The sequence below is a fragment of the Celeribacter marinus genome (assembly GCF_965656515.1).
Lineage (GTDB): Bacteria > Pseudomonadota > Alphaproteobacteria > Rhodobacterales > Rhodobacteraceae > Celeribacter > Celeribacter marinus_D.
Map to the genome: position 1 here is coordinate 1 of NZ_CBFHKW010000055.1, position 16523 is coordinate 16523.

General features: G+C 56.1%; 14 protein-coding genes. 8 read left to right on the top strand and 6 right to left on the bottom strand.

Annotation, left to right across the window (positions count from 1 at the left end; genetic code table 11):
• Positions 1-538 (top strand): aspartate/glutamate racemase family protein (locus ACTG34_RS11240; RefSeq protein ID WP_439104999.1); only part of this gene is annotated, 538 nt, incomplete at its 5' end.
• A 105-nt stretch (positions 539-643) separates the two neighbouring features.
• Here the strand turns inward: ACTG34_RS11240 and ilvN are convergent.
• Positions 644-1207, bottom strand: a complete 564-nt coding sequence (gene ilvN / locus ACTG34_RS11245; protein WP_439105000.1) for an acetolactate synthase small subunit — start codon at positions 1205-1207, stop codon at positions 644-646.
• Positions 1208-1218: 11 nt separating this feature from the next.
• Entirely contained in the window at positions 1219-2967 is a 1749-nt protein-coding gene (locus ACTG34_RS11250) for an acetolactate synthase 3 large subunit (RefSeq protein ID WP_439105001.1), read from the bottom strand.
• Positions 2968-3501: 534 nt separating this feature from the next.
• Between ACTG34_RS11250 and ACTG34_RS11255 the strand changes: the two genes are divergently transcribed.
• The 3 genes from ACTG34_RS11255 (at position 3502) to ACTG34_RS11265 (ending at position 7140) form a co-directional block, all read left to right on the top strand.
• Positions 3502-5382, top strand: coding sequence for a PhoX family protein (locus ACTG34_RS11255; RefSeq protein WP_439105002.1), 1881 nt, complete (start codon positions 3502-3504; stop codon positions 5380-5382).
• 349 nt (positions 5383-5731) lie between these two features.
• Positions 5732-6778: a cytochrome-c peroxidase gene (locus ACTG34_RS11260; RefSeq protein WP_439105003.1), complete on the top strand. Its 1047-nt coding sequence runs from the start codon at positions 5732-5734 to the stop codon at positions 6776-6778.
• Positions 6779-6963: 185 nt separating this feature from the next.
• Positions 6964-7140, top strand: coding sequence for a hypothetical protein (locus tag ACTG34_RS11265; RefSeq protein WP_439105004.1), 177 nt, complete (start codon positions 6964-6966; stop codon positions 7138-7140).
• Positions 7141-7155: 15 nt separating this feature from the next.
• Here ACTG34_RS11265 and ACTG34_RS11270 read toward each other — a convergent pair whose 3' ends face one another.
• Complete coding sequence (locus ACTG34_RS11270; protein ID WP_062219090.1) at positions 7156-7800, bottom strand: response regulator transcription factor; 645 nt, start codon at positions 7798-7800, stop codon at positions 7156-7158.
• Positions 7797-9233 carry a cache domain-containing protein gene (locus ACTG34_RS11275; RefSeq protein ID WP_439105005.1) on the bottom strand — a complete coding sequence of 479 codons (1437 nt, stop codon included), beginning with the start codon at positions 9231-9233 and terminating at the stop codon, positions 7797-7799. Before ACTG34_RS11275 ends, ACTG34_RS11270 begins: the two co-directional genes overlap by 4 nt.
• A 371-nt stretch (positions 9234-9604) precedes the next feature.
• Between ACTG34_RS11275 and ACTG34_RS11280 the strand changes: the two genes are divergently transcribed.
• The 4 genes from ACTG34_RS11280 to ACTG34_RS11295 all read left to right on the top strand — a co-directional run bounded on the left by ACTG34_RS11280 (position 9605) and on the right by ACTG34_RS11295 (position 14834).
• Positions 9605-10699 carry a TRAP transporter substrate-binding protein gene (locus ACTG34_RS11280; protein WP_439105006.1) on the top strand — a complete coding sequence of 365 codons (1095 nt, stop codon included), beginning with the start codon at positions 9605-9607 and terminating at the stop codon, positions 10697-10699.
• A 183-nt stretch (positions 10700-10882) separates the two neighbouring features.
• Entirely contained in the window at positions 10883-11812 is a 930-nt protein-coding gene (locus tag ACTG34_RS11285) for a TRAP transporter small permease subunit (protein WP_439105007.1), read from the top strand.
• 102 nt (positions 11813-11914) lie between these two features.
• Positions 11915-14269: a TRAP transporter large permease gene (locus ACTG34_RS11290; RefSeq protein WP_439105008.1), complete on the top strand. Its 2355-nt coding sequence runs from the start codon at positions 11915-11917 to the stop codon at positions 14267-14269.
• Positions 14270-14426: 157 nt separating this feature from the next.
• Positions 14427-14834: a hypothetical protein gene (locus tag ACTG34_RS11295; RefSeq protein ID WP_439105009.1), complete on the top strand. Its 408-nt coding sequence runs from the start codon at positions 14427-14429 to the stop codon at positions 14832-14834.
• Between the two features lie 46 nt (positions 14835-14880).
• On the opposite strand, the gene ACTG34_RS11300 is transcribed toward ACTG34_RS11295, so the two are convergent.
• Positions 14881-15744: an arginyltransferase gene (locus ACTG34_RS11300; protein WP_439105010.1), complete on the bottom strand. Its 864-nt coding sequence runs from the start codon at positions 15742-15744 to the stop codon at positions 14881-14883.
• Between the two features lie 109 nt (positions 15745-15853).
• Positions 15854-16312 carry an RDD family protein gene (locus ACTG34_RS11305; RefSeq protein WP_439105011.1) on the bottom strand — a complete coding sequence of 153 codons (459 nt, stop codon included), beginning with the start codon at positions 16310-16312 and terminating at the stop codon, positions 15854-15856.
• Positions 16313-16523 lie beyond the last annotated feature (211 nt).

Genomic DNA, 16523 nt, shown 5'->3' on the forward strand with positions numbered 1-16523 from the left:
TATCGAGGGACCACAGGACGGCGCGGCGGCACTGGAGGGGGTGTTGCGCCTTGTCGCGACCGCACAGTCCATCGGCGCGGACGCCATCATCATCGCCTGTTTTGACGACACGGGTCTGGCCCAAGCGCGCGCTGTCGCGTCGTGTCCTGTGCTGGGCATAGGGCAGGCGGCCTATACGGTCGCGGCCTTCTCGGGGGGGCGGTTTTCGGTTGTCACGTCCCTGCCGGTTTCGGTGCCGGTGATTGCGGGCAATATCGACGCGGCGGGGATGTCGGATCACTGCCTAGAGGTACGCGCCAGCGGTCTGGCCGTGCTTGATATCGACGCGGGCAGCGAGGCCACGCGGGTGCGGTTGGCTGATGAAATTCGTGCCGCTCAGGCGCAGGGGTGCCGCTCGGTCGTGCTTGGTTGCGCGGGCATGGCACCACTGTACGCGGATCTGAGTACACGCACGCAGGTGGCGTTGATCGACGGTGTCGCAGCCTCCGCGCATCTGGCCGTGGCGGCCATTGCCACGATAGCGCCGAAATCCGTATAGCAACGGCGCATTGAGTAAGCCGCCGGTGCCGCGCGCTGTGCAGCCATGAAAAAAGCGGGCGCCGATACCGATGCCCGCTTTTGATTTCGTTGGTTTTGCGCGGGATCACTCCGTGCCGCGTGCCAAAGCCGCCACCCCTGTACGGGCGGTTTCTATCAGCCCAAGAGGGCGCATGAGATCGGCGAAGGCATCGATTTTTTCCGACTGACCTGTCATCTCGAACACAAAGCTGGTCAATGTGCTATCGACCACATTGGCCCGAAAGATCTCCGCAAGGCGCAAGGCCTCAATGCGGTTGTTGCCTGTGCCTTCGACTTTGAACAGCGCCAGCTCACGTTCGATGGAGGGACCATCGACCGTCAGGTCATTGACCTGATGCACAGGCACTATACGGCCGAGCTGTGCCTTGATCTGTTCAATGACATCACGGGTGCCAGTGGTCACGATGGTGATGCGCGACAGATGCGTGTCATGGTTCACCTCGGCCACGGTCAGGCTTTCGATGTTGTAGCCACGACCCGAAAACAGACCGATCACGCGCGCCAGAACGCCGCTTTCGTTATCGACAAGCACCGCGAGCGTGTGTTTCTCGATGATTTCCGCGTGGTAATCACGTAGATCATAGGCGGAGTGGCTGCTTGAGCCTTCTTTGATTTGTAGGGCAGACATGTGTTCTCTCCTTACACCAAAACCGCGCCATCGGACTTGATCGCACCATCGGTGGACGCTTCGCCGAGCAGCATTTCATTGTGGGGTTTGCCCGATGGGATCATCGGGAAACAGTTCTCGTGCTTTTCAACCAAACAATCAAAGATCACCGGACCATCGTAGTTGATCATTTCCATAATTGCGTCATCGAGATCTTTGGGATCAGAACAGCGAATACCCTTCGCGCCAAAGGCCTCTGCGAGTTTCACAAAGTCGGGCAGGCTTTCGGACCACGAGGAGCTATAGCGCTCGCCGTGCAACAATTGCTGCCACTGGCGCACCATGCCAAGGCGTTCGTTGTTGAGGATAAACTGTTTGACGGGGGCGCCGTATTGCATCGCCGTGCCCATCTCTTGCATGTTCATCAGCCAACTGGCCTCACCCGCGACATTGACCACAAGCGCGTCAGGATGCGCCATTTGCACGCCGATTGACGCCGGAAAGCCGTAGCCCATCGTGCCAAGACCACCCGAGGTCATCCAGCGGTTCGGATCCTCAAAGCCAAGGAACTGCGCCGCCCACATCTGGTGCTGGCCCACTTCGGTGGTGATGTAGCGATCCATGCCTTTGGTCAGTGCTTCAAACCGTTCAAGCGCGTATTGCGGTTTGATCACCGTGTCCGAGTTTGTGTAGGTCAGGCATTTGACGTCCCGCCACTCTTGGATCTGCTTGGACCATGCGCTGATATCAGCGGTCTTGCGGCCACGTGATTTCCAGACTTTGAGAATATCCTCAAGGACATGTGCCACGTCTCCGATGACGGGCTTTTCAACGCGGATCACCTTGTTGATGGATGACGGGTCAATGTCGATGTGGATTTTCTTTGAGTTGGGCGAGAAATCTTGAATACGGCCGGTGATGCGGTCGTCAAAGCGCGCGCCGATGTTGATCATAAGATCACATCCGTGCATCGCCATGTTGGCCTCATACAGACCGTGCATCCCGAGCATGCCGAGCCAATGCTCACCGGACGCGGGGTAGGAGCCAAGACCCATCAAGGTGGACGTGATCGGAAAGCCTGTGGCCTCGACCAATTCGCGCAACAGCTGAGAGGCGGCAGGGCCGGAGTTGATTACGCCGCCACCAGTGTAGAACACGGGGCGCTCGGCCTTTTCGATCATCGCCACAACGTCCGTGATATCCTCAATCGAGGCTTTCATCACGGGTTGGTAATGGCTCACTTTGGCTTTCGATGGCGCGACGTACGTCCCTTCGGCAAACTGCACATCCTTTGGCAGGTCAACCAACACAGGGCCCGGACGGCCGGAGGTGGCGACATGGAATGCCTGATGGAGCGTCTCCGCGAGTTTTTCGGTGTCTTTGACGAGCCAGTTGTGTTTGGTGCACGGGCGGGTGATGCCAACGGTATCGGCCTCTTGGAACCCGTCAGTACCGATCATGAATGTCGGAACCTGACCCGAGAGTACAACAATCGGAATACTGTCGAGCAGCGCATCCGTCAGACCCGTAACGGCATTTGTAGCCCCGGGGCCAGAGGTGACAAGGGCCACACCGGGTTTGCCTGTCGAGCGCGCGTAGCCTTCGGCGGCATGAACGGCGGCTTGCTCATGGCGCACAAGAACGTGGTTGATATCGGTTTGCTGAAAAATAGCATCGTAGATCGGTAGAACAGCCCCACCAGGGTAGCCGAATATCGTGTCGACGCCTTGGTCTTTCAGGGCTTGGACGATCATTTGAGCGCCGGTCATCTGACGTGTCATCTCTTTTTCCTCTTACGCGTCTCGTGTCATGGTCATTGGCAGTAGATGGTCGCTTAGCAATAAAAAAGCCCCCGATTTCGGGGGCGCATGGGAACCGATAGGGTCAACCTCTCTTTAGAGGCCCATGCGCGGGTATCCCACTCGTACGACAAGAATGCCAAGCATGGCGTTCGCTCCTTTACTGCGTTGGTGGAACTTAGGGCTGACACAAAGGGGCGTCAACCGCAAAATTGCGACTTAGAATGCATAAAGTGTCCCGTTTTTGATCAATTTTGAAACTAAATTACAAAAAGTGGGGGTTCCGCTAATCTTTTCAGAAAATTGATCGTCCATATGTGGGTCATTGAGTAGGCGATTGGCCTGTCGGCCTGCAAGATTGTCGAGCCGACCGCAATTGCATCCAAAGTTGATGTCACAAAACTTTCGAATATCTGAAACACGGTCTTCACAAGCCTGCCGGATCGTTTGGTGGACCGCGCACCGAGTGGATCGCGCGCTTTCGTCAGAAACATTAGGACGCTTCAGGAGCTAGCTATGAAAGACCAAGATATCACAGACCTGTCATGGGATGACTTCGACGAACTGCGCGACCCGCGCCCGGACGACAACGCATTCGACGCGGTTGTAGACCGCGCCATGTCGCGCCGTGGCTTTCTCGGCGGTGTTCTGGCCTTCGGGTCTGGCGCGGCCGTCATGGGCGCGGGCGTTTTAGGCTCCGTGAAATCCGCACAGGCCCAGACCTCGCGCTTTGCATTCACTCCGATTGATATCGCCACCGACTTCGACATCCACGTTCCAGAGGGCTATGAGTGGAAAGTCTTGACGCGTTGGGGCGATGCTTTGTTCTCGGATGCTGCATCTGCCTATTCGCCTGTGGGCGGCGTTGACGTCTCGATGTCTGATCGCGTGTTCGGTGAAAACACGGACGGGATGGAATTGTTCACAGATGGAGACAAAGAAATCATTGCTGTGAACTCCGAATATGTGAACCCGAAAATCAACTTGCCTGAGGCATCTGCAGGTGTTCCGCAATCTGGCGACGAAGTGACGATGCTCAAAAACCTTCAAGGTGTCACCGTAATGGAAGTTGCCAAGGGCGATCAGGGGTACGAGGTTGTAATCGACAGCCCTTATAACCGCCGCATCACGCATGAAACAGTGATGACACTCGACGGTCCTGCGGCGGGTTCGGATCTTATGAAAACCAACGCTGATCCTGAGGGTATGAACCCCAAAGGGACAATGAACAATTGTGGCTCGGGCCGTACGCTTTGGGGCACATATCTGACGTGCGAAGAGAACTTTAACGGCTATTTCGGCGCGACATCGCCCGTCGAAGGCACCGAGGCCCACGCCCGCTACGGCATCGGGGGTGAGGGGCGCTATGCCTATGAAAAATTCGATCCGCGCTATGATCTTGCTGTCGAGCCGAATGAGCCTAACCGCCATGGTTGGGTGACGGAAATCAACCCGCTTGATCCGTCATCGACGCCTGTCAAACATACGGCACTTGGTCGCTTCAAGCACGAGAACGCTGAGATGGTTCAGGCCAATGATGGCCGCGTAGTGGTCTACATGGGCGACGACGAGCGCGGTGAATTTATCTACAAGTTCGTATCAAACGGCGTCTACACCGAAGGGGGCTCTACACAGGGTCTGTTGTCGGACGGTCAGTTGTACGTGGCCAAATTCAATGACGACATGACGGGCGAATGGATTGCGCTCACACCTGAGGCCACGGGCATGTCGCTCACAGAAACATTGGTGTTTTCGCGCATGGCAGGGTCCAAAGTCGGAGCGACGACGATGGACCGTCCTGAGTGGATCGCCGCAAACCCGATCAAATGCGAAGCCTATTGTGCGCTCACCAATAACAAAAACCGTGGGGTCAAACCCAATGCGGGTGGCGATGCGACCCCTGTAGGCGGTCCAAACCCGCGCGAAACCAACAACTATGGTCAAATTGTGCGCTGGACACCTGCCGGCGAAGATCACGGTGCCGACAGCTTTACATGGGACCTCTATGTCATGGCAGGCAACCCCGATGTCTATGACAACGTCTATGGTGGCTCTGACAATGTGACATCGGGCAACATGTTCAACTCACCCGATGGCATGGCGTTTTCGTCTGACGGGATGTTGTGGATCCAGACCGATGGCGATGACAGCAATGAGGGCGAGTTTGCAGGCCAAGGCAACAACCAGATGCTCGTCGGTGATCCTGAGACGGGTGAGATCGCGCGCTTTTTGACCGCACCAAACGGGGCCGAGGTCACAGGTCTATGTTGGTCCGCCGATAAAACCACCGCGTTCGTTGGCATTCAGCACCCAGGTGGTAGCTGGCCCGATGGTGCCGGCAAACCGCGCTCGTCCGTCATTTCGGTCTGGCGCAAAGATGGCGCATTGATCGGCTAATGCACCGCATGCAAGTTTTATGACCAAGTAATAGTAAAACGTCAGGAGCGCCCTTTGGGGCGCTCCTTTTTTTAAAGGTCTGTCGCGTTTTTTTAGGCCGTGCCACGTGGCGGGCGTCGAAGATCGAGACGAGCAACACGCTGTCATCAGGGCGCAGTGTAAACACGCTTGGTTCGTCAAAGCGACACGGGGTTGCGCATTGGTCAACAGGTCCGAGACATGGGCGCAAAGGCCTGTTTTGACCTACGTCAATCCACTGATTTTGATGCATGTCAAAGTGATAAATCTGGACTCATTCTAATTTAAGAATGTAACGCGCGAAACGCTGATTCATTCTAGGAGAGACCCAATGAGGTTCACCACAGTTTCGTCTTTGTTTGTCATCGCGACATTTGCAGCTCTGCCTGCAAGCGCTGATTTGCGCGAAGACGCGATGGACATGTTTAAACCCCTTCCATCTACTATTCCTTCGGTTCAGGACAATCCGATTACCGCCGATAAAATTGACCTTGGCAAGGCGCTGTTCTTTGATCCGCGGATGTCTGCGTCAGGCGTTTTCTCGTGCAACTCCTGTCACAACCTTGCCACCGGTGGGGATGACAACCTTGAGACCTCCATTGGCCACGGATGGCAAAAGGGTCCGCGTAACTCGCCCACTGTGTTGAACGCCGTCTTCAACGAGGCACAGTTTTGGGACGGCCGCGCACCCGATCTGGCAGCTCAGGCGAAAGGTCCGGTGCAGGCAGGGGTTGAAATGGCCAACACGCCCGACAACGTGATCGCCACGCTAAAATCCATGCAGGACTACGTGGACTGGTTCGCGGCATCCTTCCCAGACGAAAGTGATCCGATCACTTTTGACAACTTTGCCAAAGCCATTGAGGCATATGAAGCAACCTTGATCACACCTGCGCCGTTCGATGCCTGGCTTAACGGGGACGAGGCGGCACTCAATGAAACAGAACTAGCCGGCTTGAGCCTGTTTATGGACAAAGGGTGTGTGTCGTGTCACGCGGGTATTAACGTCGGTGGCGAAGGCTACTATCCCTTTGGCCTCATCGAAAAGCCCGGTGCGGATATTTTGCCTGAGGGTGACGTTGGCCGCTTTGCCGTGACTGAAACCGCGGATGATGAATATGTATTCCGTGCCGCACCGCTGCGTAACATCGCCGTCACTGCGCCATATTTCCATTCGGGCAAGGTTTGGGATCTCAAAACCGCAGTTGTGATTATGGGGCAAAGTCAGCTTGGTGAGGATATTAACGACGAAGAGGCCGATCAGATCGTTGCCTTCCTCCAAACGCTGACGGGCGAAGTGCCCGAGGTCGTCTATCCGATCCTGCCTGCCGAAACATCGGCCACGCCACGTCCATCTGGTCAGATAATCCAGAACTGACCCAAAAAGAGAAAATGGCACGCGATCAGTTCAGATCGCGTGCGTTACCTTTGTGCGCATGCATGGGGCAATGGCAAATGGTGTATATGTCAGTCTCGCTCACGGCGCATATTGTGTGATGTTTCTTCCGGTTTTTTCGGGGTGGGCCATTGTGTTGCGCGGCGCGCCGCATTACCATTGCCCCTATGAAAACAGTGCCAAAACCAAACACCGATGACGCCCTTATTCAGGAATTTTTGAACAAAGGCGGCAAGGTCAGTGTCGGAAAAACCAAACCTATGCCGGCCGAATTGGGCCTGAGCAACAACGTTTGGAACAACAAACTGACCAAAGATGAGAAGGCGGCACGCGATAAGAAGTGATCGCTTGCGCTTATGTTAAAACCGTCCGGTGCCTTGCAAAACGCCGTGCTCCATCGCATAGCGGGTTAGCCCTGCGGTCGATGAAATACCTAGCTTGCGTTTAATGTTCTTGCGGTGGGTCTCCACCGTGCGCACCGATATATCCAGTGCTTCGGCAACATCGCGGTTTGAGTGCCCCTGTGCCAACTCCAATAGAATTGTCTGTTCGCGTCCCGTTAGCGCCTCACGGCCATCGCGGGTTTTTGGGCTCATTGCGGCTTGTGCGCCGTTACACAAATACCGCTCACCACGCATCACGGTATCAATCGCGTCTTTTACGTCATCTGTCGGCACGTCTTTGAGCACGTAACCCATAGCGCCGTGACTCAGTGCGGCTGAGATGTATTCGGGGCTGTCGTGCATCGACAGGATCAGGATGCGGGTCTCAGGGGCGCGTTCCAGAATGATTTCGGTCGCGGTCAGCCCGCCCATGTGCGGCATGTTTAGATCGAGCAAAATGACGTCTGGGCACAGAGCGGCCAGTTGGTCCACCGCCTCTTGGCCATTGGTGAGGCAGTCAACCACATCAAGGTCGTCAAACGTCTCGAGCAAGGCGCGAATGCCCTCGGCGACCATCGGGTGATCGTCCACAATCAATACGCGTGTGATAGGTTTGGTCATTGTGCGGCCTTTTTGGGAGGGTCGGTGCGATTGGCGGAGGCGGGCGGGAGCATATGTTTGAGTGGGACGGTTGCGTCAATACAAGTGCCAGGGTTGCGGTGGCTGATCGTAAACGTGCCGTCAAGTTGTTCCATGCGTTCCGCCATATTGCGTAGACCCAATCCATGCCCGCGCAGATCCGCAATCCCGCGCCCGTTGTCCATAATGTGCATAGACGCACCCGTGCGGTGGCCCGACAGGTGCACTTTGACTTCGGTGGCATCCGCGTGGCGCTCGATGTTGGTAAGTGCCTCTTGAGCAATGCGAAACAGCGCGATTTTGGCCTCTTCGTCCAAACGGTTGCGAAACACCACGGTTTCGAGCTCGGTGGAAATCCCTGTGCGTTTTTGGAACTCCTCCGTTAGCGCCTGAAGGGCAGGGCCGAGGCCCAGATCATCCAAAATGCCAGGGCGCAGGTCGCGTGAAATACGGCGCACTTCGGAAATGGCCCCGCCGAGCATATCCACACCCTTATCAAGGCTTTCAGGCGCGCGGTCGTCACCCGTTTTCAGGCGACGTCGCGCGAGATCAAGCGCATAGCGCACCCCGACAAGCATTTGCGAGATACCGTCATGAAGTTCGCGCGCCACACGTCCACGCTCTTCCTCTTGGGTGTCGAAAATGCGTTGTGTCAGCTCTTTGAGCTTGGCATCGGCGAGGCGGCGTTCGCGGATGGTGATGCTCACGCCCGACATGAACACCAACAACACGGCGGCCAAAGCAATCGCACCAATGTACAAAAATGTACGGTGGACGCGGTATTCGACCTGCGCGCGTGTGCTGGCCACAGAGTTGAGCACGTCATCTAAAAACACGCCCGTGCCAATCACCCATTGCCAGTCTTGTAGGCCAACAACGTAAGACACCATTTGGGCCTCTTCGCCAGTGGAGGGTTTGGGCCACAGGTATTCATGGTAGCCGCCACCTTGACGGGCCAACTCGATCAGCCGGTCTACAACGGGGGTGCCGGCACTATCGGACAGGCCGGCCCAGTTTCGGGTGATGAGATCGGTTTGGCGCGGTGCAACAAGGTTGGTGCCATCATAGTCGTAAACGAAAAAATACCCTTCGGTGCCATAGGTCATGGCTGCGAGGCGCTGTGTCACGATCCGTTTGGCGGTCTCGTCATCGGGGGGCGCGGGGTTGTAGGTGTCCGACACCGAGGCGCGGGCAAGTTGTACGTAGTTTCGCAACTCGTCTTGTTTGGCCGAAATAAGCTGCGCTTCGAGATCGGAAATCTCGCGCTCTGCCATCGCCCGCGATTGATGTGCCACCAAAAACGCAATCGCCGCCACAGCCAACAACAGCGGCACAGTGGCGAGCAAAAAGAGTTTTTGCGCGTAGCTGATCGGTCGTTTGATCGGCGCGCTAAGGCGAGGCAATTGGCGTTTCATCCGTGCGGGGGCGTCCTTGCGGTTCTGGATCGTCGCTCGAATCATAAGATAAAGACAGCGACGGGCGCGTCAATCGTGGCTTTGGCATCTAAACGGGGCGTCCATTGCCTTTTTTGTGCGGCTCAATTGGGGGAGATCGCAGGCTGGAGCGGAAAATAAACCAGCTCTGCGTAGTCTTGGGTATTTATTCTAGTCACAACGCTCGTTAACGTCGCTCTACGAGCCGGTCCTTGATCTGCGCGTGTGGGGGAGTTTTGCGTTTTTAACATCGTCGCTTTCGCAATCGAAACGGCGCGAAAACAGTTTCTCCAAATGCGCGCGAATTGGGGTCCAAATACTGGCCATAGACCACTCTGGGAGGATTTATCTCTATGGATCGCCGTTCATTTTTGAAAACTACAGCACTTGGTGGCGCGTCTGCTGCCGCAGCATCGACACTTGCGGCCCCTGCATTCGCGCAAGGCAAACGCACATTGACCATGGTTACGACATGGCCACGCGGCCTTGCGGGCGTTTGGGATAGCGTTGAGCGTTTCGCAACATCCGTGACCGAGATGACCGATGGCGCGTTGACCATCGAACCCAAAGCGGCGGGCGAACTCGTTGGCGGCCTCGAAGTGTTCGACGCTGTGACTGCCGGTCAGGCCGACATGTACCACGGTGCGGATTATTACTTCACCGGTCAGCACCCTGCGATGGCCTACTTCACAACCGTGCCGTTCGGCATGACCGCGCCTGAAATGATGGTATGGTACTACGGTATGGGCGGCATGCAGCTGCACCACAACCTTGGTGAAATCTTCGGTCTTAAATCCTTCATCGCGGGCCAGACTGGCGCTCAAGGTGGCGGTTGGTTCCGTAAGGAAATGACGTCACCTGCCGATTTCCAAGGTCTCAAGTTCCGCATGCCGGGTCTTGGTGGCGAAGCGCTGTCCAAATTGGGTGCGTCTGTTCAGACCATCGCTGGTGGCGAAATCTATCAAGCTCTGTCCTCCGGCGCGCTTGACGGCACCGAGTGGATTGGCCCGTGGTCCGATGAGAAACTCGGCCTGCAAGAAGTCTGCGACTACTACTACCCTGCCGGTTTCCACGAGCCAGGCGCAGCCCTTTCCGTTGCGACCAACCTCGAAGTGTTCGAAGGTCTCACACCAAGCCAGCAAAAAGCAATCGAAGTTGCCGCCGGTGATGCGCATCAGCACAACTACGCCTTGTTCATGGCCAACAACGGTCCGGCTTTGCAGCGCTTGATCTCTGGCGGCACGCAGGTCAAAGAATTCTCGAGCGAAATTTGGGACGCGTATGGCGCGGCCTCCAAAGAGGTTCTTGACGGCTACATGGATGACGAGCTGTTTGCAGAAATCCGCACCTCCGCCGAGGCCGCAATGGCGTCCACATCCGGTTGGGCCGCTCGCTCCGACAGCGCGTACACCGCACAGCGCGACCGCGTATTGGCAAACCTGAAATAAGGCGCGCCCTGTTGCAAAGATAAAGAGATGCGCGCGGGAGCCCGCGCGCATCTTGGCGTCAAAAAATAACATTCAGATCACGCTAAAAGCGATTGAAAAAACACCGTTTTCGCCCTGTAGATGTGCCGTAATTTTGCACGCGTCTGCATCGCCAAAACGGTTTGGGAAGGGGACACCTCAGACATGGAAGAGCAATCAGCACGTGGCTTTTTCGAACTCGTATTCGACGGTATATTGGCGTTGTTCGTCAATTTGGGTCTTGGGTTCTGGCATATACTGCAGGCCATTTTGAACCCGTCGGCATGGCTCGATTGGTCGAACAAAGAAAGCCTTTTGCGTTTTGTGTACTACGGCGGATCAAAGGAACTTTTGTTTGTGTTCCTCGATCTGGTTATCGTGATAACGGTCATCGGCTTTTTCCACCGGCCGCTCTTGTGGGCGTTGGTGCGTGGTCTTGAAAAGATCAACAACACCGTGGGACGTGTGGCGGCATGGGCGGGTTTGCTCATGGTCTTACAACAGATCATGGTCGTGTTTTTGCAATCCATCTTTCGTCTTGGCGAGATCAACATCGCGCCGTTTGGAACGGGCTTCACCCAATCCGTTGGCTGGTTCTCCGAGAGCCTCAAATTCGAGAACGCGCTCGTGGTGTCGCTGTGCGTGTCCTACGCGTTTATCCAAGGTAGCCATGTGCGCGTCGACCTTGTGTATGCTGGCGTGAGCCACCGTGTAAAGCGCATGATCGACATGTTTGGTGCGCTGTTCTTTATGTTGCCCGTGGCGATGCTGACATGGATGTATGCGTGGTTTTTCCTGTGGCGTCACCTGATCACGCCCAAAGTTTCGGCTTCCGACAAACTCGAGTTGATGCTCAAAAAAGCGCGGATCGTGAAATGGAACGTCGAAACCGTGTCCTTTTCGGCCAATGGCTTTAACGGATATTTCCTCTTTAAAATCCTGATCCTCGCGTTTTTGACCTTGGTTATTTTACAAGCGATCGCCTTTTTCTATCGTTCCTATCTGGAGATGATCGAAGGCGAGGAAAGCGCGGGTAAATACCTCGACAAAGACACACTTGGCGCAGGCGAAGAAGCTTTTGAGGGGACGCATTGATCATGGCCGACTGTCCGACCACCCCGATACTGGCGGTTTGTGCCGCTCACCTAGCCACACACGACCACGCGATCCCTGACCTCGCGGCGAAGGAATAGACACATGATTTTTGGACTTGATGGCGTAGAAATCGGCCTCATCATCGTATTCCTCTGCCTGTTCAGCGGAATTCTCACCGGCTTTCCCGTGGCGTTTGCCATTGGTGGCGCGGGTCTTTTGTCCTTTGGGATCATCGCGGCATTGGACGGGGCGGGTATTCTCGTCCACCAAGCCATTGATACAGGATCGCAAGCCTATCGTGATCTGGTGAGCAGTGGCGTAAACCCCGTCAATATCTCGCATTTCAGGTTCCCTGATCTGCCCCTTTATGCCGAACCGTTGTTTCCAAACGGGTGGGAACAGGCGGTTGACCGCAATCTGTCCTTTATCGTCAACCGGATGAACGAGCGTGTGTTTGCAGGGGCCTCTATCGAGACGCTCTTGGCCGTGTTGATGTTTGTGATGATGGGGATCGTGCTTGAGCGTTCCAAGATCGCGAACGACCTGTTGACGACAATGGCGCGGGTGTTTGGTCCGTTGCCCGGTGGTTTGGCCGTGTCGGTTGTTATCGTTGGGGCTTTCCTTGCGGCGTCCACAGGCATCGTGGGCGCGACCGTTGTCACCATGGGTCTGTTGTCCTTGCCCACGATGTTGCGCCACAACTATTCGCCCGAACTGGCGACGGGTGTGATTGCGGCGTCTGGCACCTTGGGCCAGATCATTCCGCCGTCCATTGTGATTGTTTTGCTCGGCACGCTTGCGGGCGATCTGTATTCCGCCGCCCAAGAGGCGCGGGCGCAATCGGTGGGTTGTTCTGACGCGCTCACATACCTTGGCGAGCCTGCGGTGGTATCCGTTGGCACCTTGTTCCAAGCGGCGATGTTGCCGGGGATCATGCTTGCCTTCCTCTATGCCGCATACGCGTTCACCTATGCGATGTTTAACCCACACAAAGCGCCCCCTGTGCATCTTGAGCACACGTCGCACGATGTGATCCCGCGCCGTGATGGCCTATTGTGGTTCCTCGCGGTGCCAGTGTTGATCATTGGTGGCGTTATCATGGCGGCGCAAACGGGTCTGTCCGGCTCGCAATCCATCCACGTGAACCAGTTCACCGACAGCGGGGCCACAGCTTCCTTGCGCACCAATGTCTCCGAGACTTGCGAAGCGGCAATGATCGAATTGCACGGCGATGAGGCATGGGCCACGGCCCTAGCCGAGCAAGCGGCGATTGAGGCCTCTGGTGGTGCAAAACTCTCCGTCGAGCGGACGGCCGAGGAAATCGAAACACTGACACGTGAGGCGGTTGAGACCGCGCCGAAACTTGGTACAGGCCTTTTGGTCATCATGGCGCTGCTGGGCCTTGTGTTGTCGTTGGGTCGCGGTGTCGCCCCGATGGGGGATCCCAAAAAGCTGTTGGTCGGTGTTCTGGGCGTCTTGGGCGTTTTGATCATCGATGCGCTGTTTGTTGGCCCGTTGATGAGCCATGGCACGTCCTTTGTTTTGTATGCGATCCCGTTTGCCGCGATCGCCTACGGGATGAAACAGGCAGCGATCAACCTGAGCAAAAACGAATTGTTCCGCGTGGTGTTCCCGCCGTTGGTGCTCATCGTTGCGGTGCTTGGGTCCATCCTTGGGGGGGTGACCAACCCGACACCTGCGGCGGGTCTCGGGGCCGGTGGTGCGCTCTTGCTTGCGGCGTACCGCAAACTCGCGGACCAACACAAAATGAGCAAAATCATCCTTGGTGGAGCCTTCTCCATTGTCGTGATGATCCTCGTTGGCTCCAACTTTGATTTGCGGATGGGGCGCGGAGATGTGCCGTTCGAGGATTGGGTGGCCTACTTTGTGGCTCTGGGCGCCTATTACTTTGCGATGTTCGGTATTCTCTACGCCTGTTACGTGCTGTTCAAAGACGGCACTCTGGGCATCGTGGTGCGCGAAACGGCGAAAGTGACCTCGATGGTATTTACCATCCTGATCGGCTCGCAATTGCTCAACCTCGTGGTCATCTCCTTTGGCGGCGAGCACTACATCCAAAGCTTCCTGCGCTCGTTCGACAACGAGTTCACGGTGTTCCTGATCGTGATGGCGGTGCTCTTTGTGCTCGGTTTTGTGCTCGATTTCTTGGAGATCATCTACATCGTGGTGCCGATCGTCGGTCCTGTGATTTACGGCGGCACGATGGACCCGAAATGGGTGACGATCATGATCGCTGTGAACCTTCAGACCTCGTTCCTCACCCCGCCGTTCGGCTTTGCGCTATTCTATCTGCGCGGTGTCGCCCCCAAGGAAGTCACAACGGGCCACATCTATCGCGGCATCATCCCGTTTGTGTTGATCCAAGTGGTGGGCATCGGAACGCTGTGGCTGTTCCCGTCTATTGTGACGATCGTGCCCAATCTGATCGGCCACTAGCGCCGGCAGGCACCGCGACATGATAAACCCTTAAAAACGGCCCCGCCTAAATCGCGGGGCCGTTTCTTTTTGACTTGATTTTATATCTGACAAAAACAATAAGAAAAGAGCGCGTGCTGAAGTCACGCCCAATCGCACATTAGTTTATGAGGGCCTCATGTCATTTCAACACAGCTTGTCCACTGGGGCCGCCACGGTCGGCGCGTTCGATACACTTCCCGTCGAAGACCGCTTTCTCGTCTCGCTGTTTCGCGGCGATCCGACCGCGCGGCGCGACAGTGATATTGCCCGTGTCGCGGGTCAGTTGTTGAGCATGTTTCAGTCCCACGGGCGCAGGCCCTTGTTGTCGCATTCCAAGTCATGCAACTGTGTGGGGGCGGATGAGGCGGTGTTTGTGCAATTCGTGCGCCTCGCCGCAGACGGTCAGCGCGAAGACGCGACACTCATGGCGCTGTTGATGATCCGTGCACAGGTGGCCCCCTTGGCGGTATCGCTTGCCGAACAGTTGGGGCTTTTGATCCGGACGTTGGCGCGGGTCGACGCCTTGGCCGTGCCATATCATTGATGCGAATACCACGGCGCGATGGCAGGGCGATGGCAGCTGAGCGCGCCTAGCTGTCCGTGCCGTCGGACCTGCTGAGTGGCACAGGAGCGGTAAACGTCTCGGGTAGTTTGATTTGCGCCACTTGGCTCGCGATTGGCTCGTTCTCGAGGGGGTGTAGCTCGGCGACATAATCGGACTCGGGGGCGAGGGGCTCCCACTCGCCATTGCGGTACACTTCCAGGCCGGAAAAGCGCGCCTTATACCCCATCTTTGCCGAACCAGGCACCCAGTATCCTAAATAGACATAGGGCAATCCGGCTTCGCGGGCGATGTCGATATGGTCGAGAATAATGTAGGTGCCGATGCTGTCTTTGACAAAATCGGGATTATAGAACGAATAGACCATCGACACGCCATCATCGAGCAGGTCGGTTAAACAGGTCGCCACTAAGTCACGCGGCTGGCCGTCTTTTGAGGGCGTGTAATATTCGATGATACGCGTACGGATCGGCGTTTCCTCGATCATCGCGGCGAATTCGAACACATCCATATCGGCCATCCCGCCATCGGCGTGGCGCGTTTCCAGATAGGTGCGAAACAGATCGAACTGGGTCTCGGTGGCCCATGGCGCGGTGGAGGCGCGTTTGAGATACGCGTTTTTGTTGCTGACACGGCGTTGGCTTTTGGAAGGTTTGAAATCCGCCACACGGATACGCGCCGACATACAGGCCGCACAATCCACACAGGTCGGGCGATACAGCACGTTTTGCGACCGGCGAAACCCTTGTTTGGATAGCGCATCGTTGAGCTTTTCAGCAGTGTCACCTTGCAGTGCGGTGAACAATTTGCGCTCCATCCGCCCGTCCAGATATGGACAGGGTTGCGGCGCCGTCACGTAGAATTGCGGGGCTAGAGGCAAAGAATGACGCATAAACGACTGAGTGTATGTGACCCAAGGACCAAGGAAAACGGTGTGTTACGCCAAGACTATCCAAAACCGCGTGCCACGCCAAGCCCTACGGTAGGTCAAATCCAACCGACTAAAACCGTGAGGGGCGGTTGATCGCTGCGGTGCCGAGGATGAGATCGGTCAACCCTTGTTTGCGCGCCGTTGTCAGCATCAAGATGACAGAGGCAACTTGGACGATGAACATCAATCCCCATGCGGTAAACATCACCGTGTGCAAGAGGGCATAGCCAAGATCAAAGCGCTCGCCCTTTGACGTGCGAAACTCGATCCCCATGAGACGCATCCCCAATGTGGCCGACCCGTTGGCGATGGTGACGACACGGTAGGCAAAACTCACCACCGCAACGATAAACGGGAAAAAGAAGATACCGGTAAATGCGGTAAGCGGGACAACAAGCGCGGATAGAACGACAATGATGATCAAGTCGACCACAAACGCCAATAGACGCTTGGTCGGGACGCTGTCGTAAAAGCCTGCTTGGCTCACAGGATCGGGGAGGCCCCAAATGTCATGATCAATATGGCTCATCGGCTTTGTCTCACTTTCTCACGTTCGAGGTGGGTGTTTTACCCGTGTTTGTCAATTGTCCGCCCGCACAGCGTCACGGATGACACGGTACGGGCGGCGCGACTATGGTGTCGTTATGCGTCTTCTTTATTGGTCGCTTCGACATCGGTTTCAGTCTCTGACTTGGTCGTGCGGTCATCCATGAACTGGTCGAATTCGGCTTTGTCCTTGG

Bases quoted from the DNA above. Each gene is read 5' to 3' on its own strand.
- ilvN (WP_439105000.1), bottom strand. From the start codon at position 1,207: ATGTCTGCCCTACAAATCAAAGAAGGCTCAAGCAGCCACTCCGCCTAT.
- ACTG34_RS11305 (WP_439105011.1), bottom strand. From the start codon at position 16,312: ATGAGCCATATTGATCATGACATTTGGGGCCTCCCCGATCCTGTGAGC.
- ACTG34_RS11265 (WP_439105004.1), top strand. From the start codon at position 6,964: ATGAAAACAGTGCCAAAACCAAACACCGATGACGCCCTTATTCAGGAA.
- ACTG34_RS11285 (WP_439105007.1), top strand. From the start codon at position 10,883: ATGGAAGAGCAATCAGCACGTGGCTTTTTCGAACTCGTATTCGACGGT.
- ACTG34_RS11295 (WP_439105009.1), top strand. From the start codon at position 14,427: ATGTCATTTCAACACAGCTTGTCCACTGGGGCCGCCACGGTCGGCGCG.
- ACTG34_RS11250 (WP_439105001.1), bottom strand. From the start codon at position 2,967: ATGACACGTCAGATGACCGGCGCTCAAATGATCGTCCAAGCCCTGAAA.
- ACTG34_RS11290 (WP_439105008.1), top strand. From the start codon at position 11,915: ATGATTTTTGGACTTGATGGCGTAGAAATCGGCCTCATCATCGTATTC.
- ACTG34_RS11255 (WP_439105002.1), top strand. From the start codon at position 3,502: ATGAAAGACCAAGATATCACAGACCTGTCATGGGATGACTTCGACGAA.
- ACTG34_RS11270 (WP_062219090.1), bottom strand. From the start codon at position 7,800: ATGACCAAACCTATCACACGCGTATTGATTGTGGACGATCACCCGATG.
- ACTG34_RS11280 (WP_439105006.1), top strand. From the start codon at position 9,605: ATGGATCGCCGTTCATTTTTGAAAACTACAGCACTTGGTGGCGCGTCT.
- ACTG34_RS11300 (WP_439105010.1), bottom strand. From the start codon at position 15,744: ATGCGTCATTCTTTGCCTCTAGCCCCGCAATTCTACGTGACGGCGCCG.
- ACTG34_RS11260 (WP_439105003.1), top strand. From the start codon at position 5,732: ATGAGGTTCACCACAGTTTCGTCTTTGTTTGTCATCGCGACATTTGCA.
- ACTG34_RS11275 (WP_439105005.1), bottom strand. From the start codon at position 9,233: ATGAAACGCCAATTGCCTCGCCTTAGCGCGCCGATCAAACGACCGATC.